14 protein-coding genes are annotated in these 18,921 nt (G+C 41.0%); 5 read left to right on the forward strand and 9 right to left on the reverse strand.

The features are described from left to right. The first annotated feature begins 17 nt into the window (after window positions 1-17). On the forward strand, window positions 18-1,625 hold the full coding sequence (locus B3317_RS02440; protein ID WP_291108273.1) for an MFS transporter: 1,608 nt from the start codon (window positions 18-20) through the stop codon (window positions 1,623-1,625). Between the two features lie 98 nt (window positions 1,626-1,723). On the opposite strand, the gene B3317_RS02445 is transcribed toward B3317_RS02440, so the two are convergent. Then, window positions 1,724-2,647 carry a 3-phosphoglycerate dehydrogenase gene (locus B3317_RS02445; protein ID WP_291108275.1) on the reverse strand — a complete coding sequence of 308 codons (924 nt, stop codon included), beginning with the start codon at window positions 2,645-2,647 and terminating at the stop codon, window positions 1,724-1,726. Window positions 2,648-2,728: 81 nt separating this feature from the next. Continuing rightward, on the reverse strand, window positions 2,729-3,802 hold the full coding sequence (gene serC / locus B3317_RS02450; protein ID WP_291108277.1) for a 3-phosphoserine/phosphohydroxythreonine transaminase: 1,074 nt from the start codon (window positions 3,800-3,802) through the stop codon (window positions 2,729-2,731). Window positions 3,803-4,181: 379 nt separating this feature from the next. Here serC and B3317_RS02455 point away from each other — a divergent pair, with 379 nt between their 5' ends. Beyond that, the gene (locus B3317_RS02455) at window positions 4,182-5,426 is read left to right on the forward strand and encodes a DUF1015 domain-containing protein (protein WP_291108279.1); all 1,245 of its coding nucleotides are present in this window, start codon (window positions 4,182-4,184) and stop codon (window positions 5,424-5,426) included. A 112-nt stretch (window positions 5,427-5,538) separates the two neighbouring features. Continuing rightward, a complete protein-coding gene (pncB, locus tag B3317_RS02460) occupies window positions 5,539-6,702 on the forward strand; it encodes a nicotinate phosphoribosyltransferase (RefSeq protein ID WP_291108281.1) in 1,164 nt (387 codons plus the stop codon). Window positions 6,703-7,190: 488 nt separating this feature from the next. On the opposite strand, the gene B3317_RS02465 is transcribed toward pncB, so the two are convergent. The 5 genes from B3317_RS02465 to rfbB all read right to left on the reverse strand — a co-directional run bounded on the left by B3317_RS02465 (window position 7,191) and on the right by rfbB (window position 12,356). Next, the gene (locus B3317_RS02465) at window positions 7,191-7,832 is read right to left on the reverse strand and encodes a DUF6891 domain-containing protein (protein WP_291108282.1); all 642 of its coding nucleotides are present in this window, start codon (window positions 7,830-7,832) and stop codon (window positions 7,191-7,193) included. A 41-nt stretch (window positions 7,833-7,873) separates the two neighbouring features. Next, on the reverse strand, window positions 7,874-9,178 hold the full coding sequence (murA, locus tag B3317_RS02470; protein ID WP_291108284.1) for a UDP-N-acetylglucosamine 1-carboxyvinyltransferase: 1,305 nt from the start codon (window positions 9,176-9,178) through the stop codon (window positions 7,874-7,876). A gap of 94 nt (window positions 9,179-9,272) precedes the next feature. Beyond that, the gene (gene murB, locus B3317_RS02475) at window positions 9,273-10,280 is read right to left on the reverse strand and encodes a UDP-N-acetylmuramate dehydrogenase (RefSeq protein ID WP_291108286.1); all 1,008 of its coding nucleotides are present in this window, start codon (window positions 10,278-10,280) and stop codon (window positions 9,273-9,275) included. A 30-nt stretch (window positions 10,281-10,310) separates the two neighbouring features. Then, window positions 10,311-11,204: a hypothetical protein gene (locus B3317_RS02480; RefSeq protein WP_291108288.1), complete on the reverse strand. Its 894-nt coding sequence runs from the start codon at window positions 11,202-11,204 to the stop codon at window positions 10,311-10,313. A gap of 15 nt (window positions 11,205-11,219) precedes the next feature. Continuing rightward, the gene (gene rfbB / locus B3317_RS02485) at window positions 11,220-12,356 is read right to left on the reverse strand and encodes a dTDP-glucose 4,6-dehydratase (protein ID WP_291108289.1); all 1,137 of its coding nucleotides are present in this window, start codon (window positions 12,354-12,356) and stop codon (window positions 11,220-11,222) included. 199 nt (window positions 12,357-12,555) lie between these two features. On the opposite strand from rfbB, the gene B3317_RS02490 reads away from it, so the two are divergent. Next, complete coding sequence (locus tag B3317_RS02490) at window positions 12,556-13,890, forward strand: NADP-specific glutamate dehydrogenase (protein ID WP_291108291.1); 1,335 nt, start codon at window positions 12,556-12,558, stop codon at window positions 13,888-13,890. Between the two features lie 74 nt (window positions 13,891-13,964). Here the strand turns inward: B3317_RS02490 and B3317_RS02495 are convergent, their stop codons facing one another. Next, window positions 13,965-14,561: an IMPACT family protein gene (locus B3317_RS02495; protein WP_291108293.1), complete on the reverse strand. Its 597-nt coding sequence runs from the start codon at window positions 14,559-14,561 to the stop codon at window positions 13,965-13,967. A 1,150-nt stretch (window positions 14,562-15,711) separates the two neighbouring features. Here B3317_RS02495 and B3317_RS02500 point away from each other — a divergent pair. Continuing rightward, window positions 15,712-18,240, forward strand: coding sequence for an ATP-dependent Clp protease ATP-binding subunit (locus B3317_RS02500; RefSeq protein WP_291108295.1), 2,529 nt, complete (start codon window positions 15,712-15,714; stop codon window positions 18,238-18,240). A 74-nt stretch (window positions 18,241-18,314) separates the two neighbouring features. Here B3317_RS02500 and B3317_RS02505 read toward each other — a convergent pair whose 3' ends face one another. Beyond that, window positions 18,315-18,917 carry a hypothetical protein gene (locus B3317_RS02505; protein WP_291108297.1) on the reverse strand — a complete coding sequence of 201 codons (603 nt, stop codon included), beginning with the start codon at window positions 18,915-18,917 and terminating at the stop codon, window positions 18,315-18,317. Between the last annotated feature and the right edge of the window lie 4 nt (window positions 18,918-18,921).

Here is an 18,921-nt window from a genome sequence, read left to right on the forward strand (position 1 = left end):
CGTAAATCGTAACTAATATGATAATTCCGGTAATACGTACAACGACAATCAGTCCTTTCAGAAGCTGGGTCCCGAACTGGCTCAAGGTCGTTGTTGCCCTGACTATACTTATTCCTATATTACTGGTCAACGGTGCATACACAGGCAGCAATATAGACATATCCAGTTATCTTGGTGTTATATCCGAGGATATCAACATGGCTTATTATGCATCGTCGGTCGGCATGGCCGTTGCATATCTGGTTATACCGAAAGTAAAACCTTTGGCTACAGCCAAAACAATTATTCTTGTGGTCCTCTTATTTCAGGTATTACTCAGCCTGATATGTGCCGAAACAAACTACATAGAAGTAATCATCGTTTGCAGCTTCTTTATCGGCTATTTCAAGGCTTTTTCGATGATTGAGACTATCAATATATTGATGCCGGCATTAAGCCCGAGCGGGACACGTAACGAATTCTATGCAAAATTTTATCCTATTACATTGATCTGCGGACAATTGTCTTTAGTCCTCACAGCCGAGCTGGCTTATCTGTATAACTGGCAGTATATGTACTATTTCATGATCCTGATGTTGCTGGTCGCCATTATTGCAGTGGTTGTATGTATGTCGTTTGCCCGCAGGCTGGTGCGTATTCCTTTCAGGGATATAGACTGGCTGAGCTTTTTCCTTGTGTCGGTTTGCTTTATGGCTATTGTATATGTGGCAACGTATGGAAAAACGAAAGACTGGTTTTCTTCAACCGGTATCATAATAGCAACAATACTGATCCCGCTGACAGGCTGGCTTTTTCTACGCCGCCAGTTTTCCGATACGCCGTTTCTGGATATGAGCGTGCTGAAAAACCGTAATTCGGTAACGGTATATCTCCTTTCTTTTGTACTGATGTTTTACGCATCGTTCAGTATATTGGTATCTTCCTATACTACCAATGTGCTGAGACTGGACAGTACGCATATGAATGAACTGTATTTGTATATGATTCCGGGCTTTCTGGTAGGAGGGATTATATGTTATTATTGGTTTGTAAAAGAAATCCGCATGGCCTGGCTTATCTTCATGGGCTTTGCCTGTTTTACAATTTCACTGGCGCTCCTGTATTTTATGATAACTCCTGCAGGCTTGTACGAAGACCTTTATCTGCTGATGTTTCTCAGGGGAGTAGGTATGTTGGTGCTGTTTGTGGCATTTGCTATTTATGGCATATACGGACTCTCACCTAAACAGCTTATATATAATGCATTTTTTATGATAACAGCCCGTTCGGCTCTTGCTCCGGCAATTGGCGCATCAGTGCTTACAAACTGGCTGTATCGTCTGCAACAAAAAAATGTAAGTGTCCTTTCAGAAGGTGTGGATATGCAGAATACCTTGGCCGGCAATCAGTTTACTGCATCTGTAAATACTGCGTTATCGCAGGGCTGGAGTCTTGAGGACGCGCAACGGATAGCGACTAATGTATTGTATCAGAAGATACAGATACAAGCGGTAACAGTCAGTATAAAAACCATTGCAGGCTGGATGTTGATTCTGGGAATTTTTCTTTTAGTCTGTATCGTACTTTATTTCCTTCAGTTTAAACCTGTGAGATTGATGAAGATGGGTAACGATATGTCGGGGTAAGCAATGATTTAATGTGTCAATATGCCGATGTGCCAATTAAAAAAACTCCGATAGTAATTTACCGGAGTTTTCTGTTTTTATATTAGCTTATTAGCATATTACTTTTTATTCACTCTGAAACGTTCATTTCCATTTTTAATGAAATCGACGATCTGATTGGCTGCTGCTATACCTGCATTGGTATTAGCTTCGGCAGTCTGCGCACCCATTTTTTTAGGAGTGGAGAAATATCGTCCTGCAAATTTCTCCGCCATTTCAGCATGGTTGCCCGGCATAATGTCGGTGACATATTTGAAGTCTTTACGATCTTCCATCAGCTTCACAATTTCGGCTTCATTGATAACTTCCTTACGTGCTGTATTGATAAGTAATGCATTTTTCGGCATTTTACTCAACAGCGCATAATTGATAGAATTCTTAGTCTCGGCAGTTGCCGGAATATGCAATGAAACAAACTGGCAGGTAGTATATAAATCTTCGGCTGACGCTACCGCTTTCACGCCCTCTTTTTCGATAGCTTCTGCAGTCAGGAACGGGTCGTATGCATACACTTCCATGCCGAAGCCTTTTGCTACGCGCGCCACATTACGCCCTACATTTCCATATGCGTGGATACCAAGTTTTTTACCCATAAGTTCGGTGCCGGACGTTCCGTTGTAGAAGTTACGCACTGCATATACAGCCAGTCCAAGAGCCAGTTCCGCTACGGCATTTGCATTCTGTCCCGGAGTGTTCATCACGCAAATATTGTTTGCAGTGGCAGCATCCAGTTCGATATTGTCGAAACCTGCACCTGCACGCACAACGATTTTCAGATTTTTAGCCGCATCCAATACTTCTTTATCGAATATATCGCTGCGGATAATTGCCGCATCAGCATTAGCTACAGCATCCAGTAATTGTTTCTTCTCAGTATATTTTTCAAGTAAAACAAGTTCGAAGCCTGCTTTTTCGATTACATCGCGGATACCGTTTACTGCTTCCGCTGCAAAAGGTTTATCTGTTGCTATTAATACTTTCATTAAAAAAAAGCTTTTAGCCATCAGCCATCAGCCGTTAGCTTTTTAAGCATCGGCACATTGGCATATCGGCGCATTAAATAATTATTTTGCGATTTGTTTTTCAAATTCTTTCATTGCATCTACCAATGCCTGAACACCTTCAATTGGCATTGCATTGTAGATGGAAGCACGGAAGCCGCCGACAGAGCGGTGTCCTTTCAGTTCGTACAATCCTTTCGATTTGGCAAATTCAAGGAATGCAGCCTCATTTCCTTCATATTCCGAAGCAAGAACGAAACATACGTTCATCAGTGAACGGTCTTCGATAGCGCAGGTCCCTTTAAATACAGGGTTACGGTCGATTTCATTGTAAAGCAATGCTGCTTTTTCCTGGTTACGTTTGTACATAGCCGGTACACCACCATTAGCTTTCAGCCATCTCAATGTTTGCATGGCAGCATAGACAGGTACTACGGGAGGTGTATTGAACATAGAACCGTTCTCAATATGTGTGCGGTAATCCAGCATTGTCGGTATCGGACGGGTTACTTTTCCCAACAGTTCGTCTTTTACGATTACAAATGTTACTCCGGCAGGAGCAAGATTTTTTTGAGCGCCACCATATATCAAGCCATATTTGGAAATGTCTACAGGACGGGAGAATATATCGGAAGACATATCTGCTACCAATGGTACAGGAGAATCCAGATCTTTATGCAATTCGGTACCAAAGATTGTATTGTTTGTAGTAACATGGAAATAATCCGCGTCGGTAGGGATAACATAATCTTTAGGAATATATGTAAAGTTGGCAGGTTTTGATGTTGCCACTTCTACTACTTCACCGAATAATTTTGCTTCTTTCAATGCTTTGCTAGCCCATGTACCTGTATTCAGATAGGCAGCTTTTTTCTCCAGCAGGTTGTATGGTATCATACAGAACTGGAGGCTGGCACCTCCGCCGAGGAAGATTACTGAATAACCTGCGGGTACTTCCAATAGTTCTTTGAACAACTCAACAGTTTCGTCCATTACCCCCTGGAAATCTTTCCCACGGTGGCTCACTTCCATCAAAGAGAATGATGACCCGTTGAAATCCAGTATGGCTTTCGCTGTTTCCTCTATTGTTTGCTGAGGAAGAATTGAAGGACCTGCACTAAAATTATATTTCTTCATTGTTATAAAAATTAGGAATTAGTATTCTTCTGCGTTATTTAAATAAAAGTGAATATTTAATGATATATTTTTCTGATTACAAGTGATTTATCGCTATCTTGTCAGCCGGGAGCAATAAAAGGCCTGAGGCCTTAAGGCTCTCAAAATTAGTAATTATATCTTAAAACAACATATTTTAAAAGGATTATTCTTACCTTTATTTTGAAGGTGATGTCAAAATGTTTTTTACAACATATTTAGAATCAATTATTCGATAAAACCGCTCTCGTTTTTCATTGTTTTTATATATTTGTAACTGACAAAAAGAAAGTATTCATTGTTGAAAACTCAATGCCTGATTTGAAGTATTGTTTAACCTTATTATAAAAAACAGAGTGTCATGGCTGTAATTAAACCGTTCAGGGGGATAAGACCTCCCAAAAGTATTGTAAAGGAAGTAGTTTGCCGTCCTTATGATGTCCTGAGTTCACTTGAGGCCCGTCTCGAAGCCGAAGGTAATGAGAAGTCATTATATCGCATAATTAAGCCTGAAATTGATTTTGAAACAATAATTGATGAGCATCATCCGGACGTTTACAACCGTGCCGTGGAGAACTTTAATAAATTTCAGGAAAAAGGCTGGCTGGTGCAAGACCCCGAAGAATACTACTATGTGTATGCCCAGACAATGAACGGAAAAACGCAGTATGGGCTTGTTGTTTGCTCCCATGTGGAAGATTACATGAACGACCGGATAAAAAAACACGAATTGACACGCAGGGATAAGGAAGAAGACCGTATGAAACACGTGCGGATAAATAATGCCAATATAGAGCCTGTTTTCTTTGCATATCCGGATAATAATGAACTGGACGATATAGTAAAGAGAATCATTTCCGGTACAGCAGAATACGATTTCACAGCAAGTGACGGTGTGGGCCATCATTTCTGGGTAATAAAAGACAAGAACGATATACAGCGGATCACGGAATTGTTTGCCGCAATACCTGACCTGTACATAGCAGACGGACATCACCGCTCGGCAGCCGCGGCACTGGTAGGCGCGGAAAAAGCAAAACAGAACCCGGATCATAAGGGGGATGAAGAATATAACTTCTTTATGGCAGTTTGTTTCCCTGATACCCAGTTGAATATAATAGATTACAACCGTCTGGTAAAAGATCTGAACGGGTTATCGGCAGGCGAATTCCTAAAAAAACTGGAAGAGCATTTCTCTGTGGAAGAAAAAGGTGCGGATATAACACCTCCTACCGGACTGCATAATTTTTCTATCTACCTCGAAGGTAAATGCTACAGCCTGACTGCTAAAGAAGGTACTTATGACGACAATGACCCCATCGGTGTACTGGATGTGACTATTTCGTCAAAATATATCCTGGACGAAATACTGGGGATTAAAGACCTGCGTTCGGATAAGCGTATCGATTTCGTCGGAGGTATCAGGGGATTAGGCGAATTGAAAAAACGTGTCGACAGCGGTGAAATGAAACTGGCGCTCGCTTTATATCCTGTGACCATGAAGCAGCTGATGGATATTGCCGATTCCGGAAATATTATGCCGCCGAAAACGACCTGGTTTGAGCCAAAACTCCGTTCGGGACTTGTAATACATAAGCTCGATTAAAATGTTCAATTATATAATAAAAGCCGATTTTGGATTTCGATTCAACTTCGGCTTTTGTTTTTTTGTTATATAAAAAACTTATATTTGTTATTTCATTAAAAATCCGGGATATATGATAATTAAACATTTCACCGACAACGACCTTTATAAATTCTCCGTGATGCTTGCCATACAGAAACTATATCCGTGGGCGTATGTCAAGTATGCATTTACCAACCGGGGAAGGACACAGTTTCCGGAAGGTTTTGCCGAAAAAATGCGGGAGGAAGTGGCGGCAATGGCCGATCTGAAACTGACGCAGGAAGAAAAGAAATTCGTAAAAACTAAATGCTATTTCTTCGATCCTGTATTTGTCGACTTTCTCGAAGGATTCAGGTATAAGCCCGAAGAGGTCACTATTGTACAAGAGGGAGGAGACCTCAGCGTAATTATAGAGGGGTATTGGTATCGTACTGTATTGTGGGAAGTTCCATTGTTAGCTATCATATCCGAGCTATATTTCAAAATGACCGGAGCTACGCCCGCAGATGTGGAGGGGAAAGCTGTGAAAAAAGCTAAAGCATTGAGCGGAATAGAAGCCGATTATTCGGAATTCGGTACACGCCGCCGTTTCTCTTTCGAGGTACAGGATAAAGTGGTGGGGACATTAAAAGCTCATTCGGGAGAATATTTCAAAGGTACAAGTAATGTGTATCTGGCAATGAAATATAATACCACTCCCATTGGTACTATGCCGCATGAATGGTTTATGTATCACGGGGCTATCTATGGATACCGCTCGGCAAATATCAAAGGACTGGAAGCATGGGTAGATGTATATGACGGCAGTCTGGGTATCGCCCTTACGGACACATATACAACTGATGCATTCTTTGACTCGTTCAGTCTCAAACACGCAAAATTGTTTGACGGTGTACGTCACGATAGTAGCGATCCGTTGGTGTTCGCAGACAAGGCAATTCTGTTTTATGAGAAAAACCGTATCGACCCGACATCAAAAACACTCGTATTCAGTGATTCTCTGAATCTGGAATCTGTGAAAGCTATAAAGAATCATGTGGCGGGGCGCATACATGATACATATGGTATCGGCACATTCTTTTCTAACGATGTAGGAGTAAAACCTCTGAATATAGTAATAAAACTCACCGATGTGAAAGTACATAAGAAAGATACGAATTACCTGAAGGCGGTGAAGCTTTCTGATGTTGCTGGTAAACATACCGGTGATGAGAGAGAAATTGATTTGAGCCTTCGTACCTTAGGGTTGGAATAAAATGTTACATTTCTGAATTTATTTTATCTATGTATATAGCTGATAGCCTTTAGCTGCCAGCTGCCAGCTCTTTGAAAGATTGGAATAAGTAATGAGTAATGAGTTGAAAGTTATATGAGATATAAGTAGACAAGATACGAGGTACAAGTTGTTAACTGATAACTGTTGACTGTAAAGTCTCTTGTGCGGTAGCTTCGGCTAACGGCTAATAGCTATCAGCTAAAAGCTGAAATATCTGTTACCTTTGTTACTTACTTGTTTTATTGATAGCGAGGTTACATTGTGATTGTTGGACAAATTGTGATAAAAAATAAGAGGCTGTCCCAAAAGTATTTTTCACTTTCTTTTTGTCATGTTGAACGGAGTGAAACATCTCGTTTCTCTGGGTCGAGATCCTTCGTTACACTCAGGAAGACAAAGAGGGTAGCACATTGATAGTACTGTGCCCCTTTTGAGACAGTCTCTCATTATTACTTATCGGAGTCTTTTTATTCTTCCATCAATTGCAAAACGCGGCCATAGCCCCATTTCTCTTCCACATCGTCATCTGATGTAAAGACGTTTTGCCATTTGAAATCCTGTATCTCTATTCTTTTTGAAGCAGAACCATTCCAGTCGATCGTAAATCCAGCATCTTTAAGCGCTGTGGCTACTTTATTGCCAATAATGATGGCTTCTTTATCATTCTTTTCTTTTTCGCCATAGAATCCGATACAAAGCGTTCCCGTTTCTATCACACGTTCTAAATCCTGTCCGTGATAGTAGCAGTAGCCGATAGGTTTAATGCCTTCGTCTTCCAGATCTTTCCATACCTCCTGTACGTCATATATAGCATCAGACTGGGTGTATCCGGCGTTGTGCAAAGCAACTATCTTTTCCTTACAGAGCGTATCGAATACTACACGTAGCTTTTCCGTATCGGTCGGATGCTGCCATGTTCTGCTCTCATCCTTATTCTTTTTGTATTCCCGCTCAAATGTTTCACGAACCCATTCTTCGGAAATTTCGCTTTCCCAGCCTTCATCTTCTATAGCCTCCAGCGCATCGTTAATAATATCTTCTAATGCTTCAAATCCTGATTTTATACTAATAAGGAAATGATCGTAGAGATATTTCTCATTTTCTGTCATAGTGTAAAAATTGAAAATAGTATTATATCATATCATATTTCTTAGTCTAATCGCATGATGTTAGCACCCAGTTGATTAAGCCGGACGTCTATATTCTGATATCCACGGTCAATCTGTTCTATATTATGGATTGTACTTTTTCCGTCGGCGCACATTGCTGCGATAAGTAGCGCGATACCTGCACGGATATCGGGTGATGTCATTGTTGTGGAGCGCATCGGACGTTTACCTGTACCGATAACCGTTGCCCGGTGAGGGTCGCACAATATGATCTGCGCACCCATATCTATCAGTTTATCCACGAAGAACAGGCGGCTTTCAAACATTTTCTGATGAATCAGTACACTACCTTTTGCCTGTGTAGCTACTACCAGTAATACACTGATGAGGTCGGGTGTCAGGCCCGGCCACGGTGCATCGGCAATAGTGAGTATAGACCCGTCAATGAATGTATCTATTTCATATTCTTTTTGAGCAGGGATATGTATATCATCGCCTTTCCTTTCCAGCTCGATACCTAATCTGCGGAAAGTGTCGGGAATAATTCCCAAATCGTCATATGCTACATTCTTTATCGTGATTTCCGAGCCTGTCATTGCCGCCATCCCTATAAAACTGCCTATTTCGATCATATCGGGTAAAATACGGTGTTTTACTCCTCCAAGAGATTCTACACCTTCTATTCTTAACAGGTTGGAACCTACGCCCGAAATTTTAGCACCCATCTTATTCAGCATTTTGCTCAACTGCTGCAAATATGGTTCACAGGCAGCGTTGTAGATAGTTGTTTCTCCTTCTGCCAATACGGCAGCCATCAGTATATTTGCCGTACCTGTCACCGATGCTTCATCAAGCAGCATGTATGTACCATGTAGCTTTTCGGCAGTGATGTTATATATTTGTTGGGCGTCATCATATACGAAGTCGGCACCTAACTTCTGGATACCTATAAAGTGAGTGTCTAAACGACGACGGCCTATCTTATCACCTCCCGGTTTTGGCAACATAGCCTTACCGAAGCGGGCTACGAGAGGACCAATAATCATGACCGATCCTCTGAGAGAAGCACTTTTCTTCAAGAACTCAGGTGTTTGTAAATAATCGATATTTACATTTTCGGCTTTGAACGACCATGTGTCTTCACCCAATCGTTTTGTTTCTACCCCCATTTCGCCTAATAGGGCAATAAGGTTGTTTACATCCAGTATATCCGGGATATTTTCTATTATTACCTCTTCGGGTGTGAGTAATACTGCACAGATTACCTGTAATGCTTCGTTCTTTGCTCCCTGTGGAGTTATTTCACCGTTGAGGCGGCAACCGCCTTGTATGATAAATGATGCCATGTTATTAGTTGTTTGTTTAGCTGTTAGCTATTAGCCGTTAGCTATTAGCTTTTGCACAAATGGCTATGGGCTAATGGCTATGGGCTAATGGCTTTCAAAATATTCTTACTTCGGGTTCCAATTCTATATTGAATGTGTCTTTTACGGCACTTTGTATTTCACGCATAAAGCGCACAATATCGTTTCCATCCGAAGATCCGTAATTTACGATGATAAGCGGTTGGTTTGGATATGTGCCTATATTACCGATTCTTATACTTTTATATCCGGCTTTGTCGATAAGGAAAGCCGCAGATGTCTTCACCGAGCCGTCTTTCTGTAAAAAGGCCGGGAGTTCGGGATAATCAGTCTTTATCTTTTCTGCGTGTTCCTGGCTTATATATGGATTCTTAAAAAAGCTGCCGGCATTAGGCAATACTTTTTCGTCCGGTAGTTTTCGTTGGCGGACACGTATTACAGCATTGCGTACATCCTCTATCGTGGGTTCTTCTATATCTTCCAGTTCTTTGTTCAGGTCGAAGTATTTCGGTGTATAAACAAAAGTACGTTTCAGATGGAATACGACTGAAATAATAAGATACTTGTTTGTACGTTTAAAGATGCTGTCTCTGTATCCAAATTCGCATTCCGCGTTGGAAAAAGATACCGCTTCGCCTGTCACCATATTTATAGCTACAACTTCGTGGATAACGTCCTTTACTTCTGCTCCGTATGCACCTATATTCTGGATGGGTGCGGCACCGACAGTACCCGGGATCAATGAAAGGTTTTCGAGTCCGGCAAAACCGCGTTCTACACAATAGGAAACAAATTCGTCCCAATCTTCAGAAGCATTTACTTCAATGAATATGTCTTCGTCTTCTTCCTCTTCGTCCGATATCTCGCGAAGGCCTTTTAACTCGGGATGGATGACAAGCCCGTCAAAGTCTTTTGTGAAAAAGAGGTTGCAACCGCCTCCTATAATCAGTTTTTGTTCGTATGGATGCTCTGTCAGGCATCTTCGAAGTTCTTCTACATTTTTTGGCTGGCAAAATATCTTTGCCAAAGCTTCAGTCTTAAATGAATTGTAATTTTTTAACGAGAATTGCCTATAATAGTCCATTTCGGGAATAATTGGTTCAACATAATCCGGTTACCGCTTTCGCTTAAACCAGAAGAATAATATGGCTAAAGCGGCCAGTACACCGATAATAATCAGTATGGTTTGCCAATGCAGCATCACAAATTTAACAATAAAAATCAAAGCTACCACTATTGCCACAAGCCCTGCCACCTGAATAATTCTTTTGATAATGACTTTACGTCTGGCAGCACGTTCTTCTTCACTTGGCCCGTCTTCGATTTCCTCTCCATATATTTCAGGTTTGACTTCTTTCTGTTCTGATTTTATGATGGCTTCGGTGATCGTATCCGGTTCCGTTTCGGAGTCAGGGTATAATTCCGATTCATAATTTTCTTCTGCCTCTAAAGATATACCTGCTTCTCCAGATTCCTCTCCGGGATTTACATTCTCGAAAGGTACATAATTTTCTGCGTCTTCTTCGGGTGATGATTGTAATTCTTCGTAGTCGATGTCCTCTGGTTGATGTCCCTGTTCTTCTTCCGGCAGTACGATTTCCATCGGTATGTCGTCCACAGAAGTATATTGAGGTTCAGCTTCTTTGTTCTCCGGTAAATCCGACACTTCATTCTCTCCGGCAATCGGTGCTTCTGTATAACTGCCTTCTGCGGTTGCAGGTTCTGTTATTTGAGGTATAATAATCCTGCCCGCCTGTGCCGCTTCGGTGTCTGTCAGGCGAATAACCGTATCTACACGTGATGAGGCAACTTTAGTGTCAAAATCTCCGTTTTCGACCATCTTAATGAGCTCATCCTCTATTGCAGGATATTTTTTCATCAAGGTCTGACAGGCATAGGCAAAGTCGCGGAAGCGTTGCATTTTGTCTATTTTCGCCTTTACTTCATCACCACTTGCTGATGATATATCCAGTATTTTGTCGGCCAGAATTGCTTTTAAGCGTTCCATCTTTTGTTACACATATTATCGGTTTCCGTACATTTGTTCGTAATATTTCATATAGTCACCCGAGGTAACCTCTTCTACCCAAGTCTGGTTATCGAGGTACCAGTATATTGTTTTCACAATGCCTGTCTCGAAACTTGTCTCGGGCAACCAGCCCAGTTCTGTAGATATTTTTGTCGGGTCTATCGCATAACGGTGGTCATGTCCCTGACGGTCTTTTACGAATGAAATCAAGCTGTCATTTATCCAGTTTATATCTATACTACCGTCAGCAGCTATATCCTTTTTCTTCAATACTTCACGGTATCGGGGTTCTTTTTCCATAATATCGTGGATGGTACTGATAACGAGTTTTACTATATCTATATTCTTTTTCTCATTGTGTCCGCCTACATTGTAAACTTCGTCAATGCGCCCTTTATGAAGAACTGCGTCTATAGCCTTGCAGTGATCTTTCACATACAGCCAGTCGCGAACATTGCAGCCGTCTCCATATACAGGCAGTTGCTTGCCTGACAGGATGTTGCGTATAATAAGCGGAATCAGTTTTTCGGGGAAATGGTAAGGGCCGTAATTGTTCGAACAACGGGTTATATTCACAGGCATTTTATATGTTTCACCATATGCACGCACAATGAGGTCGCCTCCGGCTTTGCCTGCACTGTATGGTGAGCGCGGGTCTAAGGGAGTGGTTTCAGTAAAATAGCCCTCATCACCTAACGACCCATATACTTCGTCAGTAGATACCTGCAGATATTTTACGCCTTCGCGCCATATAGGATAGTTATTCTCATCTTTGCCTGTTGTCCAATGTTTTTTTGCAGTATCCAGCAAATTCTGGGTGCCCAGAATATTCACCTGTAAAAATAGTTGCGGATTCTCGATGCTTCTGTCGACATGGCTTTCCGCTGCAAAATTAATGACATAGTCGATATTATGTTCCGAGAAAACTTTCTCGGTTGCATTTCTGTCACAGATGTCCCCTTTTACAAAAGTAACTCTGGGGTCTTCCAGTTCTTCTGATAATGTTCCGAGGTTCCCTGCGTATGTGAGGGCGTCAAATATGATAAGTCTTGCATCGGGATATTCGGTCAGCATGTGTTTCACAAAATTCGAGCCGATAAAACCGGCTCCGCCTGTGATTAAATATATCATTTCTTTTTAAATTATATTATTCGCAAAAATAAGAAAAAAACGATATTAAAAAGCATCTGTGACACAATATATATGGTAAATATATGCTGATCCTTAAATTGGAATAAATAAATTATCGCTTTTTCGAAACATAAGTTAACAAATGGATGTTTTTTTTGCTATATTTGTAGCATCCATAAATCAAAATCCGTAAATTAAAATGAAAGTAGAACAGGTACTAGAGGACTTAAAACGTCGATTTCCAAACGAGCCTGAGTACCATCAGGCAGTACATGAAGTATTAGAATCCATTGAAGAAGAGTACAACAAACACCCTGAATTTGAAAAAGCTAACCTGATAGAAAGGCTCTGCATTCCGGACCGTATTTTTTCGTTTCGTGTAACATGGGTCGATGATAAAGGAAATACGCATACCAATATGGGATACCGTGTGCAGCATAGTAATGCTATTGGCCCGTATAAGGGAGGTATCCGTTTACATGCATCAGTAAATCCTTCGATACTTAAATTCCTTGCATTTGAGCAAACATTTAAAAACTCTCTGACTACACTGCCTATGGGTGGAGGTAAAGGAGGTTCCGATTTTAATCCTAAAGGTAAGTCGAGCGCCGAAGTTATGCGTTTTTGTCAGGCTTTTGTAACCGAGTTATGGCGCCATATCGGTCCTGATACGGATGTTCCTGCCGGAGATATAGGTGTGGGCGGCCGCGAAGTAGGTTATATGTTCGGGATGTATAAGAAGCTGGCCCGTGAATTTACAGGAACTTTCACGGGGAAAGGGCTTACATTCGGAGGTTCTTTGATTCGTCCGGAAGCCACAGGATATGGAAATGTGTATTTCCTTCTGGAGATGCTGAAAACTAAAAATATAAATATAAGCGGCAAAAAATGCCTTGTATCCGGTTCGGGTAACGTGGCGCAATATACTTGTGAAAAACTTATCGAGTTAGGTGCAATACCTGTAACATTGTCAGACTCGAGCGGTTATATCTATGATCCGGATGGCATTACGGCAGAAAAACTGGAGTATGTGAAGGAGTTGAAAGAACTTTACAGAGGACGTATCAGTGAATATGCCGAGACTTACGGATGCAAATATGTAGCAGGTGCCCGTCCTTGGGGCGAGGAGGGTGATATCGCTCTTCCTTCGGCAACACAAAACGAGATTAGCGGTGAAGATGCGCAGAAGCTTGTGGCAAATGGCGTTATTGCTGTTTCGGAAGGAGCAAATATGCCCTCTACACCAGAAGCCATTGCTGTATTTCAGAAGGCAAAAATCCTTTATGCACCGGGTAAGGCAGCCAATGCCGGAGGTGTATCTGTGTCGGGTCTTGAGATGACTCAGAACTCGGAGCGTCTTAGTTGGTCGGAAGAAGAAGTGGATGGTAAGCTGAAATGGATTATGGCTAATATTCACGAAAACTGTGTAAAATACGGTACAGAGCCGGATGGTTATGTAAACTACGTGAAAGGTGCGAATATAGCCGGATTTATGAAAGTCGCAAAAGCTGTAATGGCTCAAGGGATAATCTAAGAACCGGTGTAAATTTTATCATAATTATTTCTTGTATTAATTTAGTGGCTGTCAAGTATTTGATAGCCGCTATTTTATTCGGTGAATTTCAGACTTTCTATTTTTTTAAGCCGGTTTACCAATTCTTCAAATTTAGCTTTACGTATTTCAAGGGTCATCAGGCAATCCATCTCGTAGCTTTGATTTAAAATGCTTGGCTCCAGATCTTTTACAATTTTCATTACATCGTTCATGAAAGGGTATTCGAAGCTAAATGAGATGCGGCAGTCTACGGTTTTTTCTATTATTTCAGCTTCTCTGATTGCTTCGGCCGCAGCTTCTCTGTATGCCACGATAAGTCCGCTTGTGCCCAGCTTTATTCCGCCAAAATAGCGTACTACGGCAATAAGTATATCTGTCAGTTCGTTGGAGTTTATTTGTCCGAGTATCGGCTTTCCTGCTGTGCCGGAAGGCTCCCCGTCGTCATTTGCCCTGAAGTCTTTCCTGTCGGCACCCAGCATATATGCCCAGCATACATGGCGGGCGTCATAGTATTCTTTGCGTAATTTTTCTATTTCAGTTTTAACTTCGTCGGCCGACAATACAGGGATAGCGTAAGCTATAAATTTGCTTCGCTTCTCTGTATAGATTGCTTTGGATGCTTTGGCGATTGTTCTGAAAGTATCTTCCATAATCAGCAAAGATAGTCTTTTCTCTTAATATTGGCTTTATGGTAAATATCGTAAAATGTATTATGGAAAACTTTATCTATAATATCTGAGCTATTAGCCGTTAGTTCTTTGAAGTATTGGATGCCCCCTCTGGACAATGAAAGGGGAAAGGATGAAAACTGAAAAATTAAAAAGCCGGAAAGACTGTTACCTTTGTTACCTTTTAAGAAATAGTGAGTTGTAAGTAATGAGTAATTGGCCTCTGTTAATTGATAGATAACTATTAGCTTTTATCAATTCTTCATTATTAATTGTTCTTTATGTAACCTTTGTTACCTTTTTTTGAAAATTAATCTATTTTGGCTATAGATTCTTAAATACAAGACTAAAAAGAATAGTACGGAGCTCTTTGAATAAAGTGCAACAGATGTAAAAAGGTGAGAAAGTGAAAAAGGTGTTACCTTTTAACAAGTGGTAAGTTATAAGTAATAAGTAAAGAGGTACGAGGTAGGAATTGTTGACTGTTTACTGATATATGTGTTACTTTTGTTACCTTTTTGCGCTTTAGCGTCTCTGCGTGAAATACTATTAACTGATAACTGCTGACTGCTATATCTGCAACCTTTGTTACTTTTTTTGAGTGGATGATTGATAATAAATGACTTGAATCAATAGGGGGAGCCAGGGTTGAAAATGAATAGTGGCAAATGGCGGAATAAAAAAGTAGAATAGAGAGATGTTGTTTGGTTTTAGGTTTTACGGTTTGGAAGACAGATGGGTAAGCGGAACGAAACCCTATAAAATAGGAATGGTTGTCTCACGACAACCAATCTTCACTCCTAACCATAAATCTAATACCATGAAAAATACTTTACAAAAGTAGAGAACTATTTTTATATTATCAAACAAAAAGTAATTAAAAATATTTATTTAACATTATTGTAATATTTTTGTGATGATTAAATATTCATATTGTCAAATATTTATTCTAAAATTTTACAATTTGAAATATTGTATTTAGATTTGCATAACAGGTGTAAACATTATGGCATCATTTTTGTTTGAATATAATAAATTAGATTATTAAGATTTTATCTGAAATACATTTTAGAAATAAATCTTATATTTGTAACATACGCATAATTTGCATAAAACATCAAATAAGACGGTTATGGAAAATAATTTTTCACCAAGAGTTCGCAAAATCATGACTTATAGTCGTGAGGAGGCCGGACGTCTGCAAACGAATTATCTAGCGCCCGAACATTTGATGCTTGGAATACTCCGCAACGGAGAAGGATTAGCCATACAGGCATTGAAGGATTTCGGAATAGATCTAATTGAGTTAAAAGACAGTATTGATAATAACATATTAAAGCAACAGGAGGATGCATACCCAAACAGTGAGATCGTATTAAGTAAAAGCACTGAAAAGATTTTGAAGATGAGTATACTGGAAGCGCGTTTGACTAAAAGTCAGGAAACTGACTCCGAACACTTACTTCTTGCTATTCTGAAAGATCACGACAATGTTACGGCGATGTTACTGGAAGAAAATCATATGGATTACAACGGAGCTTTCACCTATATTAAAAGCATGGGTGATATAATACATAAAAACAGTAAGGAATCGCCCCGTATGGGAGCTGATTTCACAGATGACGACGATGATGAGGACGAAGCTGTAGGCGGTAGCTCGAATGTGAATACCCAACAACCCCGTCAGGCAACTGATACGCCCGTACTGGACAACTTCGGTATGGATATGACAAAGGCCGCACTGGAAAACAGGTTGGACCCGATAGTAGGCCGTGAAAAAGAAATAGAACGGCTAGCGCAGATATTGAGCCGCCGCAAGAAGAACAATCCCATACTGATAGGTGAGCCCGGAGTGGGTAAATCAGCTATCGTGGAAGGGCTGGCTTTGCGTATTACTCAGAAGAAAGTGTCACGTGTCTTGTTCGACAAACGAGTGATTGCTCTCGATATGGCTTCCGTAGTGGCTGGTACTAAGTACCGTGGACAATTTGAGGAACGTATCAAAGCAATACTAAACGAATTGTCAAAAAATCCGAACATTATATTGTTTATTGACGAGATACACACCATTGTAGGTGCAGGAGGGGCAACCGGTTCGCTGGATGCTGCCAATATGTTGAAACCGGCTTTGGCCCGTGGAGAAATACAATGTATCGGTGCAACTACGCTTGACGAATACCGTAAAAATATAGAAAAAGACGGTGCACTCGAACGCCGTTTCCAGAAAGTAATGGTAGATCCTACTACTGCTGAAGAAACATTGCAGATATTGCATAATATCAAGGAGCGGTACGAAGAGCATCATAATGTCAAATATACGGAAGATGCACTTGCAGCCTGTGTGAAACTGACTGACAGATATATTACGGACCGTAACTTCCCGGATAAGGCTATTGATGCCCTGGACGAAGCGGGTTCCCGTATGCATATCGCAAACATACATGTTCCTAAGGAGATAGAAGATATTGAAAAGGAACTAAAGGATGTTGTGGAACAAAAAGGCGAAGCGGTGAAGGCTCAGAAATATGAGCTGGCAGCCAGTTTCCGCGATACACAACGTCAGCTGATGGCTAAACTGGATACGGCAGAAGCTGAATGGAAAGCTTCATTGAAGGAAAAACCGGAGACTGTAGATGCAGAGATGGTTGCCGAAGTGGTCTCCATGATGTCGGGAGTGCCTGTGCAACGTATCGGTGAATCGGAAGGGGTTAAACTCGTAGGAATGCAGGACAGTCTGAAGGCCTCGGTTGTTGGTCAGGATGAAGCTGTAAATAAGATTGTGAAAGCCATACAGCGCAACCGCATAGGTCTTAAAGACCCTAACCGTCCGATAGGTTCATTTATGTTCCTTGGGCCTACAGGGGTAGGGAAAACCCATCTGGCCAAGATGATCGCCGAGCAATTATTCGACTCCGCCGATGCCCTTATCCGTATCGACATGAGTGAATACATGGAGAAATTCAACGTATCACGCCTGGTCGGAGCACCTCCGGGATATGTAGGATACGAAGAAGGAGGTTTATTGAGTGAGAAAGTACGTCGCAAACCATATTCTGTGGTGTTGCTCGATGAGATAGAGAAAGCTCATCCGGATGTGTATAATATCTTGTTGCAAGTGATGGACGAAGGTCATCTGACCGATAGCATGGGGCGTAAGATAGACTTTAAGAATACGATACTGATAATGACTTCAAATGTCGGTACACGCCAGCTGAAAGATTTTGGTGGAGGTATCGGGTTCAATAAACAATCGGCAGCAAACCGCGAGTATTCGAGAAGTGTACTTCAAAAAGCATTGAACAAGACGTTCTCGCCTGAGTTCCTGAACCGTGTGGATGATATTATTACATTCGACCAGCTAGACAAGTCTTCTATAGAAAAGATCATCGATATAGAACTGAAAGGATTCTATAAACGTATGGCCGAACTTGGTTATACGATCGAACTTACTCAGGAGGCAAAAGATTTCCTTGCCGATAAAGGCTACGATGTTCAATTCGGTGCCCGTCCGTTGAAACGTGCTATCCAAAACTATGTGGAGGATGAAATAGCCGAACTGATACTTTCGGGTGCAGCCAAAGAAGGCAGTACTATATCTTTCGAAGTGGATAAAGAGAAGGATAAGTTGAAAGCTGTGGCTCATGAACTTGCGCAAGCTTAATAGTAAGATCATTATAATAAAAGAGGTGCTGATTGTAAAAGTCAGCGCCTCTTTGCATCTTATTTTAAGACCTTTTAATTAAGGTTTCGTACATGTCTCAGAAGCTCCTCTTTGATAACTGTAATTCCAAGGCTGACAATCCGGTTCGCTTCTATGAAATCCTTATCGTCATCCAGCTTTCGGTGCCTGCGAACAAAATCTTCGAGGCTATCGGCATCCGTATATCCCTCAAATATCAAGTCCTTAGCTTGTTTAGCAGCTTTTACTTTCGTTGCGGTGCCATTTAATGGGGGAATGAGGCTTAATGTCACCAATGCCTTATCCAGCAGTTGATAATCGAGGGATATGCCGAAATCTTCGGCTTCAACTACCCGTAGCCATTGCAGGATATTGCCGATACTCTCTTTAGTGACACCTTCGATTGGCTGATAGTTTTTATCATAGATAGCTTCTTTAATATTAGATACAGCCCTGTTAATATCAAATTTCTCTGCTTCGTAGTATTCAGCTGCAGTTTGTTCGTCACAGCCCGTCTGTTCACATATCTCTTTGATTGATTTGGCTTTGAACAGATAGACGCATTTCTCGACATCTCCGTCATTCGCTTTCAATAGCTGCAAGGCTTCATGTATCGGTACAGGGACTATTTTCCGTAATTCTTTTATTTTATTGGTCATTGCT

This window comes from Dysgonomonas sp. UBA7710 (assembly GCF_002482385.1).
Taxonomy (GTDB): domain Bacteria; phylum Bacteroidota; class Bacteroidia; order Bacteroidales; family Dysgonomonadaceae; genus Dysgonomonas.